Consider the following 13,633-nt stretch of genomic DNA (forward strand, 5'->3'; position numbering starts at 1 on the left):
GTCGAGGTGACCTCCGTCGCCCCGGGGGCCCGTCAGTCGAGGATGGGCGGGTGGACCGCGGAGAGCGGGGAGGTGCTCCCGGGCGTCGAGCCGTCGCGCGCCCCGGGGCCCTCGAGGAGGCGCCGGGCCTCCTGCTCGGCCTGGGCCACCACCGCGGCCACCCCGGTGCCGGCGACCCAGGCGCCGCACACGCCGAGCCCCGACGTCGCACGCACGCGCTCGAGGAGCGGGCGCAGCGCCGGGTCCGCGGCGGCCGAGGGCGGCAGGCCCAGCGGACGGTGGACCCGGAGGCTGTCGAGCACCTGCGCCGGGGCGAGCGGGACGCCGAGGAGCGCCTGCGCGTCCGCGCGGGCGAGCTCGGCGTCGACGGCCTCGGTCGCCGCGGGGTCCTCGCCTGCGCGCCCGTAGGACAGGCGGAGCACGTGGACCCCCGGCGGGGTGGTGCGGGCCAGCCACGCCCACTTCGCGGTCGCGTGGGTGAGCGCCTTGGTCCGGACCTCGGCGTCCGGGCCGACGAGCGCCCCGGAGCCGAGCGGCGCGGCGTCCAGCTCGGGCGCCTCGAGCACGAGGGTGACCTGGACGATCGGGTGCCCCGCGCGGAGCTCGGGCACCTCCCCGGGCAGGACACCGGAGAGCAGCCCCACCGTCTCGGGACCGGGCACGGCGAGGACGAGCCGGCGTGTGCGGACGGGCGGTGCGGCGTCGTCGTCCACGTGGACCACCCACGTGCCGTCGGCCTCCCGCTCGACCGCCGTCACCCGGGTCCCGGTGCGGACCTCCGCGCTCGCGGCGAGGGCCGCCGGCAAGCGCCACATCCCACCGACGACGCAGCCCACCGCCGGCCCGTCCGGGACCGTCGCGGCCACGGCCGCCGCGAGCGAGCCGTGGGTGACGAGCGCGCCCCGCAGCCCCGGCGCGACGGCGTCGACGGCGAGGTTCTCGGGGTCCGCCCCGTGGATGCCGCGGGCCACCGGCCGCACGAGCCGCTCGAGGAGGTCCGCGCCCATCCGCACGGTGACGAGCTCGGCGAGCGAGACGGCCTCGGCACCCGCGGCGGGGTCGAGCGAGAGGTCGGCGGCGGCGCGCGCGGCGGCGTCGGGACCGACGATCGCGACGACGTCGTCGCCCAGCGGGTCGGCCGGGATCCCGAGGAGGGAGCGGGTCGGGGTCGTGAGCGCCCGGCCACCACCGGGGAGCCAGATCGTCGAGGCGGTCGCCGGGGTCGCGTGCTCGAGGCCGAGCCGTGCGACGAGGTCGGCCACCTCGGGGCGGCGCAGCGCGAAGGACTCCGCGCCGGCGTCGACGTCGATGCCGCCCACCCGGGCGTGCTGGACGAGCCCGCCGACCCGGTCGCCCGCCTCGAGGACGAGGGGACGCAGCCCCGCCGCGGCGAGGGCGTGGGCGGCGGTGAGGCCCCCCATCCCCGCGCCGACGACGACGGCCTCACGCTCGTCCGTCACAGGCTGTGGGCGAGCTCGACGATCCGGGTGAGCACGCCGGGGTCGGTGGTCGGCGGGACGCCGTGGCCGAGGTTGAGGACGTGGGCGGGGGCCCGGCGGCCGCGCTCGACGACGTCGCGCACGTGTGCCTCGAGGACCTCCCACGTGGCGGTGAGGAGGGCCGGGTCGATGTTGCCCTGGAGCGGGGTGGCCCCGCCGAGGCGGCGGCTCGCCTCGTCCAGCGGGAGGCGGTAGTCGACGCCGACGACGTCCGCGCCGGCGTCGCGCATGGCCCCGAGCAGCTCGCTCGTGCCGGTGCCGAAGTGGACGATCGGGACGCCGAGGTCCTTGACGTGGGACAGCGCGCGGGCGCTGTAGGGGGCGGCGTGGGCGGTGTAGTCGGCCAGCGACAGGCCGCCGGCCCACGAGTCGAAGAGCTGGACGGCGCGGGCGCCGGCCTCGACCTGCGCGCGCAGGAACGCCCCGGTGAGGTCCGCGGCCCACGTCATCACCCGGTCCCAGGTGGCCGGGTCGGCGTGCATGAGCCCGCGGGCGGCGAGGTGGTCGCGGGAGGGGCGGCCCTCGACGAGGTACGCGGCGAGGGTGAACGGGGCGCCGCCGAAGCCGATGAGCGGGACCTCGCCGAGCTCGGCGACGGTGAGGCGGACGGCCTCCTGGACGGCGCCGTGGTCACCGGGGGCGTGGGCGGCGAGGCGCTCGGCGTCGGCGGCGGTGCGGACCGGGTCGCCGATGACCGGGCCCACCCCGGGGACGATCTCGACGTCCACCCCGGCCAGGCGGAGCGGCACGACGATGTCGGAGAAGAAGATCGCCGCGTCCACCCCGTGCCGGCGGACCGGCTGGAGGGTGATCTCCGTCGCCAGCTCGGGCCGCAGGCACGCCTCGAGCATGCCGACGCCACGCCGCACCTCGTGGTACTCGGGCAGGGAACGCCCGGCCTGGCGCATGAACCAGACCGGCAGGCGCTCGGGCCGCCGGCCGGAGTACGCGGTCAGCAGGGGACCACGCACTTCGTCTGATGTATTAACGTTGCGGCCTGGAGCAGTCATGCAGCCATTGTGCCTGCCCCTCCGACCAGCGGTTCCCAGGGGGAGTCTCGTGACCCTTGCAGTCATCTCGGCCAACCACCGCCACGCGGGGCTGGCGGACGTCGACCGGCTCAGCGCGGCCGGGGCCGACCGGCTCCTCGCCGTCCTCGCCGACCACGCCGCGCCCGGTGCCGGTTCGCTCGACCCGGCCGCGGACTGCGGGATCGGCGGCGCCGTCGTCCTGTCGACGTGCAACCGCCTGGAGGTCTACCTCGACGCCGAGGACCCGGTGGCCGCCGCCGAGCACGCCCGTCACGCCGTCGCGCGGGCGAGCGGGCTGTGCCCCTCCGAGGTGTCCGAGCACACCGTCGCGCTCTCCGGCGACGCCGCCACCCGGCACCTGTTCGAGGTGGCGAGCGGGTTGGACTCGATGGTCGTCGGTGAACGGGAGATCGTCGGGCAGGTGCGGCGGTCCCTGGACGCCGCACGCGGGGTCGGGCTGACGACGCCCCTGCTCGAGCGGACCTTCCAGCACGCCTCCCGCACCTCCCGCGAGGTGGCCGTGGAGACCGACCTCGCCCGCGCCGGCGCCTCGGTCGCGTCCGTCGCCCTCGACCTCGCCGGCCGCACGCTGGCCGGGGACCGCGCCCTGCTCGTCGGCACGGGTGCGTACGCCGGAGTCGCGCTCGCGGCCCTGCGCGCCCGCGGCGTCGAGGAGGTCGCGGTGTGGTCCGCCTCCGGGCGCGCCGCGAGCTTCGCCGAGAGCCACGACGCCGTCGCCGTCACCGACCTCGCCGCCGCCCTCGCCGGCGCCGACGTCGTCGTGACCTGCCGGGGGACGGGCACGGTGGTGCTCGACGTCACGACCGTCACCGCGGCGCTGCGCGACCGTCCGGGGGCGGGGGAGCTCGTCGTCGTCGACCTCGCCCTGGGCCGGGACGTCGACCCGGCCGTGGGGCAGTTGCCGGGGGTGCGGCTCGTCGACCTCGAGACCGTGCGCCGCGGCCTGCCGACGACGACGGCGATGGAGGTCGACCGCGCCCGCGAGCTCGTGGCGCGCGGGGTCGAGCGGCTCGGTGAGGACCTCGCCAGCCGCGCGGTCGACGAGGCCGTGGTCGCGCTGCGCCGCCGGGTGGAGGACGCGGTGGCCGACGAGCTCTCGCGTCTGCCGGCCGGTGGCCAGGTGTCCTCCGACGACGCCGCCCGCGCGCTGCGGCGGCTCGCCGCACGCCTGCTCCACACGCCGACCGTCCACGCCCGCACCGCCGCCCGCGACGGCCGCGCCGAGGAGCACGTGCGCGCCCTCGAGCAGGTCCTCGGCCTGTCCGTGCCCGTCGCCGCCCTCAACTGACCGGCTCTGGCCGGCGCGAGCGCCCGCCGCTCGCGCCGACAGCGCGCGGGGGCCCCAGCGCGCGTCGTCGGGGATGATGGCCCCGTGAGACTCTTCGACCGCTGGCGCTCCGCCGAGGTTCCCGCCGACATCGGCCCCGGCTTCTGGGTGGCCGAGGCCGGCGCGATGCAGCGCGCGATCGGCACCGCGCTCGGGGGAGCCGACCGCTCCCGCTCCGTCGTGGCCGCCCACCTGGAGCTCTCGGCGGGGGCGGAGGGGCGCGTCGTCGTCGTGTGGCGCAACGTCATCGTCGGCTTCGTGCCACCCGACCACGCCCCGCCCCTGCTCCCGCAGATCGAGGCGGCCGGCCGGGCGACGGTCGTCGCGCCGGGCCGGGTCGTCGAGCGCGACGGGCAGCTGCGGATCTGGGCCGGGGAGGGCGAGCCCACCGGCCGGCCACCCACCGACGAGCTCTCCCCGCCGCCCGCGACGATCTTCGGCATCGCCCTGAGGGGCAGCAGCCAGCGGGAGACGACGACGGCGCGGCGCTACGTCCTCGCCGTCGGCTCCCAGTCGTGGGAGGTGCGGGACGGCGCGGACCTCGACGTCGCGCTGCTGCGCCGTCGCGTCGCTGAGGCCGAGCCGGGGGCGGTCCTCCACGTCCGGGTGTGGGGCGAGCCGGTGGCCATCGACCTGACCGTGGACTCCCCGGTGACGCTCACCGACCCCGCCACCGGGGAGGTCGAGGTGCTCCACCCGCGCTGACGCCGTCGTCGCTCACTGGACTTCCCGACCGCAGAGGTCGAGGAGTCCACACCTCACGCGGGCCGGCGACCGCTCAGCGGCGCGCGGACGCCTCCCGCTTGAGGAGCGCGACCACCTCGAGGAGCTCGGCGCGGTCCTGCGGCTCGGTGCCGGCGACCTCGTCGGAGGCGATCGCCCCGGCGAGGACGGCGTTGTAGTACAGCCCGTCCCCGAGCAGGACGATGGCGCGCGCGATCGCGCGGTCGCCCACCTCCTCGAGGATGAGCCGGAACCAGCCGCGGTGGACCTCGTGCAGCGCCTCGCGCGCCCGGGGGTTGGCCTCCTGGGCGAGCCCGGCGGCGGCGACCATCGTCCGGTCGAGCGGGGAGCCGTCGGCGACGGAGGTGTCGACGTAGTACGCGGACGGGCCGCGCGGGTCGGCGGCCATCTTCTCGGTGTCGGCGGCGGCGAGCCCGGTGAGACGCTCGAGCAGGCCCTCGACCAGCGCGTCCTTGCTCCTGAAGTGGTAGAGCAGCCCACCCTTGGAGACCTCCGCCCGCGCGGCGACGGCGTCGAGCGTCGTCGCCCGCGCCCCCTCGGTGACGAGGAGCTCCTCGAAGGCGTCCAGGACCTTGTCTCGTGCCGACATGGGGGAGACGCTACCCACAGTGACGTCAAACCGTCCAGACGGTACAGTTGTCGGCGGCGCACTCCTGCGCCCGTCACCCGCGTCACCGGAGCACCACCTTGGCCTCGACCACCTCCTCCCGTGCCCTCTCGCCGAGCTCGCCCGCGGCCCGCCCCTGGGCGGCCCTCGTCGTCCTCATGCTCCCCGTGCTGCTCGTCGCGGTCGACAACACCGTCCTCAGCTTCGCGGTCCCGTCGATCTCCGAGTCGCTGCGTCCCGGCGGCACCGAGCTGCTGTGGATCGTCGACGTCTACCCGCTCGTCCTGGCCGGTCTGCTCGTGCCGATGGGCAGCCTCGGGGACCGGGTGGGCCGCCGCCGGCTGCTGCTCATCGGGGCGACGGGCTTCGCCGTCGTCTCCGCGGTCGCCGCCTTCGCGCCGAGCGCGCCGCTCCTCATCGCCGCGCGCGCCGCCCTCGGCTTCTTCGGGGCGATGCTCATGCCCGCGACGCTCTCCCTCATCCGGAACATCTTCACCGACCCCGTCCAGCGGCGGACGGCCATCGCGATCTGGGCGGCCGGGTTCTCCGGCGGCGCGGCGCTCGGGCCGATCGTCGGCGGGTTCCTCCTCGAGCACTACTGGTGGGGCTCGGTCTTCCTCCTCGCCGTGCCCGTGCTCGTGCCGCTGCTCGTCCTCGGCCCCGTGCTCGTGCCCGAGTCGCGTGACCCGGAGCCCGGGCCGGTGGACCCGGTGAGCATCGCGCTGTCCCTCGGTGCCATGGTCCCGCTCGTCTACGGCATCAAGCGGGTCGCCGAGAGCGGCCCGACGACGACGGCGGTGCTCGCGATCGTCCTCGCGCTCACCCTCGGCCACGCCTTCGTCCGCCGCCAGCTGCGCCGGCCGGTGCCGCTCCTCGACGTGCGGCTCTTCGCCAACCCGGTCTTCAGCGGCTCGGTCGCGGCGAACCTCCTCAGCGTCTTCTCGATGGTCGGCTTCCTCTTCTTCGTCTCCCAGCACCTCCAGCTCGTCAGCGGGCGCACGCCCATGGAGGCGGGTCTGGTCCTCGTGCCGGGGCTGGTCGTCACCGTGGTCGCGGGTCTCGCCGTCGTGCGCGTCGTCCGGCACGTCCGTCCGGCCCGTGTCGTCGCCGGCGGCCTCCTCCTCAACGCCGTCGGGTACGGGCTGGTCCTCGCGAGCGGGTCGGCGGGTTCCGACGTCGGGCTGCTCGTCGCGTTCATGGTCCTCGGCGCCGGGGTGGGTGCGGCGGAGACGATCTCCAACGACCTCATCCTCTCCAGCGTCCCGGCCGCCAAGGCGGGCGCCGCGTCCGCGGTGTCGGAGACGGCCTACGAGCTCGGCGCGGTCCTCGGGACGGCGGTGCTCGGCAGCATCCTCACCGCGGTCTACCGGACGAACGTCGTCGTCCCGGACTCGGTCGTGGGCGACGACGCGCGGGCGGCGGGGGAGACCCTCGGCGGGGCCACCGAGGTGGCGGGCGGGCTGCCCGACCCGGTGGCGCAGACGCTGCTCGAGTCGGCCCGGCACGCCTTCGACTCCGGGGTCGTCATCACCTCGGCGATCGGCGTCGTGCTCATGATCGTCGCGGCGGTCATCGCGCTGCGGGCGCTGCGCAGCGCCGAGTAGCGCGCCGGCAGCCTCCTCCCGCACCGTGCGCCCCTTGCGTCCGGTCGACCGGTGGCACACGGGGCGCACGGTGCGGGAAGGCCGGCCGGGGTCAGGCGGGCGCCCGGCGCCGCGTCACGAGCACCGCGCCGGCCGCCGCGAGCAGGAGCGCGAGCACGCCCGCACCGAGCACGGCGGCGCCGGTCGACGCGAGGCCACCCGCGTGCGCGCCCTCGGCCGGCTGTCCTGGGCCGGGCGTGCCCGCGGTGGGACCGGCGCCCGGGCCGTCCGTGGTGGGCGGGGCGGTCGGGGTGCCGGGGGCGTCGGTGGGCGTGGGGACCGGCTCGCCGGTCGTCGGCTCCTCCGTCGTCGGCTCGTCGGTCGGTTGCGCCGTCGTCGGCTCCTCGGTCGGCTCCTCGCCGGGCACGGACGCCAGCTGCATGACGAAGACGTCGCCCGCCCCGGCGTTGACCGCGCCCTCGGGCGCGCCGAAGGTGAGCCCGCTCAGCCACGTGCCCTCCGTCCCGGCCGCCGCGTAGAGGTTCGCCTCGTCCCACTCGTCCGCGCCGTCACGCTCGCGCGAGCCGAGCTGGAGCGGCTCACCGGCCACGCCGTCGGCCGACACCGGCAGCGCGACGACGTCCACGCCACCCAGCGGCTCGCCCATCGCGCCGTCGGTCGTCGCGAGGACCAGTGCGGCGCCGTCGGCGGTGGGGACGCCGGTGACGCCACGGTCGTCGGTGGACGTGCCGGTCTGCAGCGTCCAGGACTCCTCGCCGTCGGCGGTCAGGGCCCGGACGACGATGTCGTTGTCGCCGAGCGCCGCCTCCCCGAGCACGCCCCTGGTCTGCCCGACGGCCAGGACCGCGCCGCCGGCCAGCGGCACGAGGCCGCTCACCATGTCGTTCTCCGCGGTGGCGACGGACCGGACCCACCGCTGGTCGCCGTCGGGGCCGTAGCGGGCGACCCAGCCGTCACCGGAGCCGAGGTGCTCGGCACCGGGCAGCCCCGCTCCGTCCACACCGCCGACGACGACGTCCCCGTCGCTCGTCAGCGCGACCGCCATGGCCTTGTCCTCACCCGAGCCACCCAGCTGGGTGCTCCACAGCAGCTCGCCGGCCGCGGAGACGCGCGCGAGCACGGCGTCCTTGTCCCCGGCGTTCGCGGTGCCGGCGAAGCTGCCGCTCGTGTACCCGGCGACGTACGTTCCCCCGTCACCGTCCGGGGCGACGGCGTAGAACCGGTCGGCCGCGGCCGGGTCACCGAGCTCGAGGGTCCAGGTGCGCCCGCCGTCGGCGTCGACCGCCGCGACGAAGGCGTCGTCCTGGGTGTCCGCCTCGCCCGTGGCGAGGCTGCCGCGGGTGTACCCGCCCACGACGACGCCGTCGCCGGTGCCGGTGACGACGCCGTAGGCGCGGTCGTTCGCGCCGGTCGCGATCGCGTGCCGCCACGTCTTCGTGCCGTCCGCCGCACGGCGCACGAGGAGGGTGTCCATCCCGCCCGCCGGCTCGTCGCCGTCCCACGCGCCGGCGAGGTTGAGCGCGACGACGCTCCCGCCGTCGGCCGTCTCGACGACCCCGCCCGCGCGGTCGTCACCCACCGAGCCGAGGAGCTCGGCGTCCCACGTCGCGGCCGGCTCGGTCCGCAGGCGCTGCCCGACGTCGACGATCGCCTCGCGGAAGGCCGGCTGCCACACGTCCCAGTCGTGCCCGCCGTCGAGGACCCGCAGCTCCGCCGTCACGCCCGGCACGCGCCGGGCGGTGTTGTAGAGCTGGGCCGACTCGAGGTCGATGTCGTGCTGCGCCTCAGCGGGGTCCGGGTTGGGCCACTCGTCGTCGCCGACGGCGACGAACAGGTGCACCGGCAGCGCGGGGTCGAGGGACCCCAGCGCCGTCGGGTAGGAGAGCTCGGTGTAGCGGTCCGCGTCGAAGAGTGCGTCGCCGACGCCGTAGGCGCCGTAGTCCCGGACCGAGGAGTCGGCCGGGGGCTGGGGCACGTACGCGGCGGGGCTGAGCACGATGCCCGCGGAGAAGTCCTCCTGGTGGGCCAGAGCCAGGCGCAGCGCGCCCGCCCCGCCCATGGAGTAGCCGCCGACGGCGCGGGCCTCGCGGTGCGCGACGGTGCGGTAGGTGGCGTCGACGTGGTCGACGAGGTCCTCGGCGATGGCCGTCTCGACGGGCAGGCCCGGGCCGGAGGTGGCGTCGCCGGTGTAGAGGGAGTCGGTGTACCAGCTGCCGCGGTCGTTCCACGGGGCGTCGGGCATGACGGCGACGACGGGCTGGAGCTCACCGGAGGTGATGAGCTCGTCCAGGTCGGTGGCGACCCGCTGCCACGCGGCCTGGGTGTCGCCGCGGCCGTGGAGCAGGTAGACGGTGGGGTAGCGGTCGGTGCTGCCGTCGTAGCCGGGCGGGAGGTAGACCGTGTAGTCGACCGTGCCGGCGGCGGTGCCGGTGGCCTGGGCGTCGACGAGCGTGCCCTGCTCGGCGGCGAGCGCGGGCAGGGTGAGCGACGCTCCGGCGACGACGGCGACTGCTGCCGTCACCGCCAGTCGCCGTCGGAGACGGGCTGGGGACATCAGGTTCTCCTTGGTGGGACCGGTGGGGGCTCGCGCTCGGGGTGAGGGCGAGTGGTCTGGGGCCGGGGCGGCGTTGCTGCGGCGGGGAAGGAGCTGGACGGCGGTGGGTCGGCTGTGGGCGGAGGTCGGTGGGGAATGGCGGGCGGGTCAGGGGTGGCCGTGCTGGCTGGCGAGGGCGAGGGTGGCGCGGGCGCGCTCGACCATGGCGACGTCGAGGAAGGTCCCGTCGGCGAGCACGAGGGCTCCGGTGCCGGCGGCGACGGCGCCCTCGACCCGGGCGACCACCTCCCGTGCCCGGGCCACCTCCTCGGCGCTCGGCAGGAAGGCCTCGCGGATCGTGTCGAGCTGGGCGGGGTGGATCGCGGTGCGGCCGCTGAAGCCGAGCCGCCGCCCGGCCCGGCACGACTCGGCCAGCCCGGGCAGGTCCCGCACGTGCGGGTAGACCGACATGACGGGGGAGGGCAGCCGGGCGGCCCGCGCGGCGACCACGATCCGGCTGCGGACCCAGGCGAGCCCGGCGTCGTCGTCCACGCGCAGCTCCGAGCGCAGGTCCGCCTCCCCGAGCCCGATCGACGACACCCCGGGGACCGTCGCGAGCGCGAAGGCCCGCTCCACCCCGAGTGCGGACTCCACGAGCAGGTGGACCTCGCGTCCCCTCATCCGGGAGACGAGTGCGTCCACCGCCGCCGGGTGCTCGGCCTTGGGCAGCCGCAGCCCGACCTCGCGAGGGAGCGCGGCAACGGTCGCGACGTCGTCGGCGTGCCACGGCATCCCCGCGGCGTTGACGCGCACCTGGACCGTGCGACCCGGCGGCAGGGAGCCGAGCAGGTCCGCCACGGTGCGTCGCGCCGCGTCCTTGGCGACCGGTGCGACGGCGTCCTCGAGGTCGACGATGACGGCGTCGGCCGAGGAGGCCAGCGCCTTGGCCACCCGGTCGGGGCGGTCGCCCGGGACGTAGAGCAGCGTGAGCGGCGGCGGCAGGCTCATACCGCCCCCTCCTCCCGCAGCGCGGCCACGCGCTCGGCGGTGTAGCCGAGCTCCTCGAGCACGGACTCGGTGTCCGCGCCGTGCGGCCGGCCGGTGAAGCGGATGACGCCGTCGGCGCCGGAGAGGCGGAACAGCGGCCCCTGCATGAGCATCGGTCCCAGCTCGGGGTCCTCGATCTCGTGGAGGGTGCCGAGCGCCTGGAACTGCGGGTCGGCGACGATGTCCTGCGCGTCGTAGATCGGCGCGACGGCGGCCTGGGCCTCCTCGAAGGCGGCGACCACCTCATCGCGCGAGCGCTCGGCGATCCAGCCGCCCACGGCGTCGTCGAGCACGTCGGCGTGCGCCGCCCGGTCCGCCCCGCGCGCGAACCACGGCTCGTCGATGAGCTCGGGCCGGCCCACCAGGCGCATGACGCGCTCGGCGATCGACTGCGCCGAGGTGGACACCGCCACCCACTGCCCGTCGCGCGTCCGGTAGGTGTTGCGCGGCGCGTTGTTCGCCGACCGGTTGCCGGTGCGCGGCTGCACGGTGCCCAGCTGGTCCCACCGGGTGATCTGCGGGCCGAGCATCGCCAGGATCGGCTCGATGATCGCCATGTCGACCACCTGGCCCTGGCCCGTCCGCTCCCGCGCCTGCAGCGCGACCATGACGGCGAAGGCGGTGGCGAGCGAGGCGACGCCGTCGGCGAGCCCGAAGGGCGGCAGGGTGGGCGGGCCGTCCGGCTCGCCGGTCATCGCCGCGAAGCCGCTCATCGCCTCGGCGAGCGTCCCGAAGCCGGGACGCGTCCGGTAGGGCCCCACCTGCCCGAAGCCGCTGACCCGGGCGAGGACGAGCCGCGGGTTGCGCGCGGACAGCTCCTCGTAGCCCAGGCCCCACCGCTCCAGGGTGCCGGGGCGGAAGTTCTCGATGACGACGTCGGCGTGCTCGGCGAGTGCGAGGAACACCTCCCGCCCACCCTCGCTGCCGAGGTTGGCGGTGACGGTGCGCTTGTTCCGGCCCAGCGTCTTCCACCACAGGTTGACCCCCTCCTTGGCGGCGCCGTGGCTGCGGGACGGGTCGGGCCTGGCCGGGTGCTCGACCTTGACGACGTCGGCGCCCATGTCGCCCAGGTGCATCGCTGCCATCGGGCCGGCGAAGAGGGTGGAGGCGTCGACGACGCGCAGGCCGCTCAGCGCGCCGGCGGCGGGGTCGCGGGAGACGGTCATCGGGCCACCTCCACGTCCCAGGCGCAGCGGAAGCCGATGGTCGCCGAGCGGGCCGTGCCGAGTCCCGGCAGGAGGTACTTGAGCGAGTGGTCCGGGGCGTGGACGCCGCCCTCGACGTACCAGTCCGAGCCCTCGGCGCGGTAGTCGCTGCCGCCCTTGAGGATGACGAAGCGGGTGCGGCCGTCGCTGTGCTCGCTCTCGGTCCAGCTCCACACGGCGGGGGTGCCGCGGTGCAGCCGGCCGGTCTCCCCGGCCAGCTGCCACTCGTCCTCGCTCGGGAGGCGACCGCCGCGCCACGCGCAGCAGGCGCGTGCGTCGGCGAGGTCGACGAAGGTCACCGGCTCGTCCTCGGTGCCCGGTGCCGGTCGGCCCTCGAGCCAGTGGGCGAGGAACCGGTGGGCGACGGCCGGCACGTAACCGGTCGCGTCGAGGAAGGCGGCGAACTCCTCGTTGGTCACCTCGCTGACCGCGACGGCGACCGGGACGGGGAGCGTGACCTCCCGCTGGAGGGTGCGCGCGTCGTGCAGCCGCGGTGGCAGCGGCTTCCACTCGTCGACGTAGGGCGCGCCCTGGTACATGCCGGTCTCGCGGGCGCGGTGGCGCACGGTGAGGACGTGCTCGCCCGCGGGGACGACGACGGCGGCCGGCGGTGCGCCGTCGGCAAGTCGGCTGTCGGCGGGAAGTCGGCTGTCGGCGGGAAGTCGGCTGTCGGCGGGGAGGGGGCCGGCGGGCGCCAGGCGGCGGGCCACCCGGTGCTGGAAGCGGGCGTCGGGCACGTGGGGGCGGTGGGCGAGCTCCTCGCGGAGCGGGGCCAGCCACTGCGGCTCGGTGGCGCCGTCGGCGACGTGGAGCAGCGCGGCGATCCCGCGGGCCGGGACGAGAGGCGCGCCCGCGCCGTCGTCGCCGGTGAGGGGGAGGAGGTGGCCGCCGGTGACGGCGCCGTCGGGCAGGACGGGACCGGTCCAGTCCTCCTCGCCGCGGTTGACGAGGGTCCACAGGGTGAGGCCCTCGTGCTCCCAGCGGGAGGCGTAGACGCCGGCGGCCTCCGCCTGCGGCGTGAGCCCGGTGAGCGGGGTCCACCGGCCCGCGAGGAGGAGGTCACCCGCGGCGCGCTGCACGGCGACCATCCGGGCCACGGTCGCGGCGTCGCGCGGCGTCCAGCCGACCCACACGCCGAAGACGACCTCCCAGACCATGACGCCCACGCCGTTGAGCCACGCGGACTGCAGCTCCTCGGAGTGGTCGCGGTGCCAGCGGCGCACGTGGTGCTGCATGTGGCGGCGCTCGTACCAGTGCGCGCGCAGCACCCCCGGCACGGGGGAGTCGGCGAAGAACTGCGCCCACGAGGAGGAGTGGTCCTCGATGCGCTCGACGGCGAGCTTCGACTCGCCCTCGAGGACGATCCCGGGCCGGGCCTCCTCGAGCCGCGCGACGAGCTCGGGCTCGGCCTTCTTGAGTGTGTCGAGGAAGACGCCGTCCGCGCCCAGCCAGGAGACGACGTCGGCGAGCTCGGTGACGTCGTCGGCGCCGCGGCGGGTGCCGGTGTCCCACGGGTTGTAGTCGACGAACACGTGCAGGCCGGCGTCGTGCAGCTCGCGGACGAGCTCGACGATGCCCGGGACGTCGCGGTAGTAGTCCCACTGGTTGCGGTCGTCGATCCCGATGACCGGGTACGCGTGCCACAGGACGACGGCGTCGAGCCCGCCGAAGCGCTCGCGGGCGTCGGCCAGGAAGCGTTCGGGGGTGAAGCGGTGCTCCGCGAAGGAGTAGAGCAGCTCGTCCCACAGCCACACCTGCGCCACCGTGTGGCAGCGCGCCGCCCAGGCAGCCCCGGGCCGCTCGTAGGCGGCGCCGCGGTACCCGTGGCGCTCGCGGGCGTCCTCCCGCCAGCGGTGCAGGGCCTCACGCCACGCCGGCCGGTCGGCCGGGTCGGGCGGCCCGACGAAGATCTTCGCCTCGTCCAGCGCCGTGGACTGCTCGGTGGTGAGCCCACCCAGGGGCACCTCGGTGGGCTGGTCGATGGGCCGCGGGACGAGCGGGTCGAACGTGTACAT

Annotated in this window: 10 protein-coding genes; 3 read left to right on the forward strand and 7 right to left on the reverse strand. The window is 76.3% G+C overall.

Going from position 1 to position 13,633, the window contains the following annotated elements; translation table 11 throughout:
- Positions 1 to 32: 32 nt before the first annotated feature.
- Both GD632_RS08165 and hemE read right to left on the reverse strand, forming a co-directional pair.
- The gene (locus tag GD632_RS08165) at positions 33 to 1,460 is read right to left on the reverse strand and encodes a protoporphyrinogen/coproporphyrinogen oxidase (RefSeq protein ID WP_152190808.1); all 1,428 of its coding nucleotides are present in this window, start codon (positions 1,458 to 1,460) and stop codon (positions 33 to 35) included.
- Complete coding sequence (gene hemE, locus GD632_RS08170; protein ID WP_152190810.1) at positions 1,457 to 2,509, reverse strand: uroporphyrinogen decarboxylase; 1,053 nt, start codon at positions 2,507 to 2,509, stop codon at positions 1,457 to 1,459. The genes GD632_RS08165 and hemE overlap by 4 nt, the downstream gene beginning before the upstream one ends.
- 49 nt (positions 2,510 to 2,558) lie before the next feature.
- Here hemE and GD632_RS08175 point away from each other — a divergent pair, with 49 nt between their 5' ends.
- Entirely contained in the window at positions 2,559 to 3,839 is a 1,281-nt protein-coding gene (locus GD632_RS08175; RefSeq protein WP_193311408.1) for a glutamyl-tRNA reductase, read from the forward strand.
- A gap of 84 nt (positions 3,840 to 3,923) precedes the next feature.
- On the forward strand, positions 3,924 to 4,583 hold the full coding sequence (locus GD632_RS15980) for a hypothetical protein (RefSeq protein ID WP_193311409.1): 660 nt from the start codon (positions 3,924 to 3,926) through the stop codon (positions 4,581 to 4,583).
- A gap of 73 nt (positions 4,584 to 4,656) precedes the next feature.
- On the opposite strand, the gene GD632_RS08185 is transcribed toward GD632_RS15980, so the two are convergent.
- Complete coding sequence (locus GD632_RS08185) at positions 4,657 to 5,211, reverse strand: TetR/AcrR family transcriptional regulator (RefSeq protein ID WP_152190814.1); 555 nt, start codon at positions 5,209 to 5,211, stop codon at positions 4,657 to 4,659.
- A 176-nt stretch (positions 5,212 to 5,387) separates the two neighbouring features.
- Here GD632_RS08185 and GD632_RS08190 point away from each other — a divergent pair, with 176 nt between their 5' ends.
- Positions 5,388 to 6,833: an MFS transporter gene (locus GD632_RS08190; RefSeq protein WP_152190956.1), complete on the forward strand. Its 1,446-nt coding sequence runs from the start codon at positions 5,388 to 5,390 to the stop codon at positions 6,831 to 6,833.
- Between the two features lie 91 nt (positions 6,834 to 6,924).
- On the opposite strand, the gene GD632_RS08195 is transcribed toward GD632_RS08190, so the two are convergent.
- The 4 genes from GD632_RS08195 to GD632_RS08210 form a co-directional block, all read right to left on the reverse strand.
- Positions 6,925 to 9,387: an alpha/beta hydrolase-fold protein gene (locus tag GD632_RS08195; RefSeq protein WP_152190817.1), complete on the reverse strand. Its 2,463-nt coding sequence runs from the start codon at positions 9,385 to 9,387 to the stop codon at positions 6,925 to 6,927.
- A 147-nt stretch (positions 9,388 to 9,534) separates the two neighbouring features.
- Positions 9,535 to 10,374, reverse strand: coding sequence for an HpcH/HpaI aldolase/citrate lyase family protein (locus tag GD632_RS08200; protein WP_152190819.1), 840 nt, complete (start codon positions 10,372 to 10,374; stop codon positions 9,535 to 9,537).
- Positions 10,371 to 11,579 (reverse strand): CaiB/BaiF CoA transferase family protein, encoded by a 1,209-nt coding sequence (locus tag GD632_RS08205; RefSeq protein WP_152190821.1) that lies wholly within the window; start codon positions 11,577 to 11,579, stop codon positions 10,371 to 10,373. The genes GD632_RS08200 and GD632_RS08205 overlap by 4 nt, the downstream gene beginning before the upstream one ends.
- A complete protein-coding gene (locus tag GD632_RS08210; RefSeq protein WP_152190823.1) occupies positions 11,576 to 13,633 on the reverse strand; it encodes an SUMF1/EgtB/PvdO family nonheme iron enzyme in 2,058 nt (685 codons plus the stop codon). The genes GD632_RS08205 and GD632_RS08210 overlap by 4 nt, the downstream gene beginning before the upstream one ends.

This window comes from Georgenia satyanarayanai, assembly GCF_009193135.1.
Classification (GTDB): domain Bacteria; phylum Actinomycetota; class Actinomycetes; order Actinomycetales; family Actinomycetaceae; genus Oceanitalea; species Oceanitalea satyanarayanai.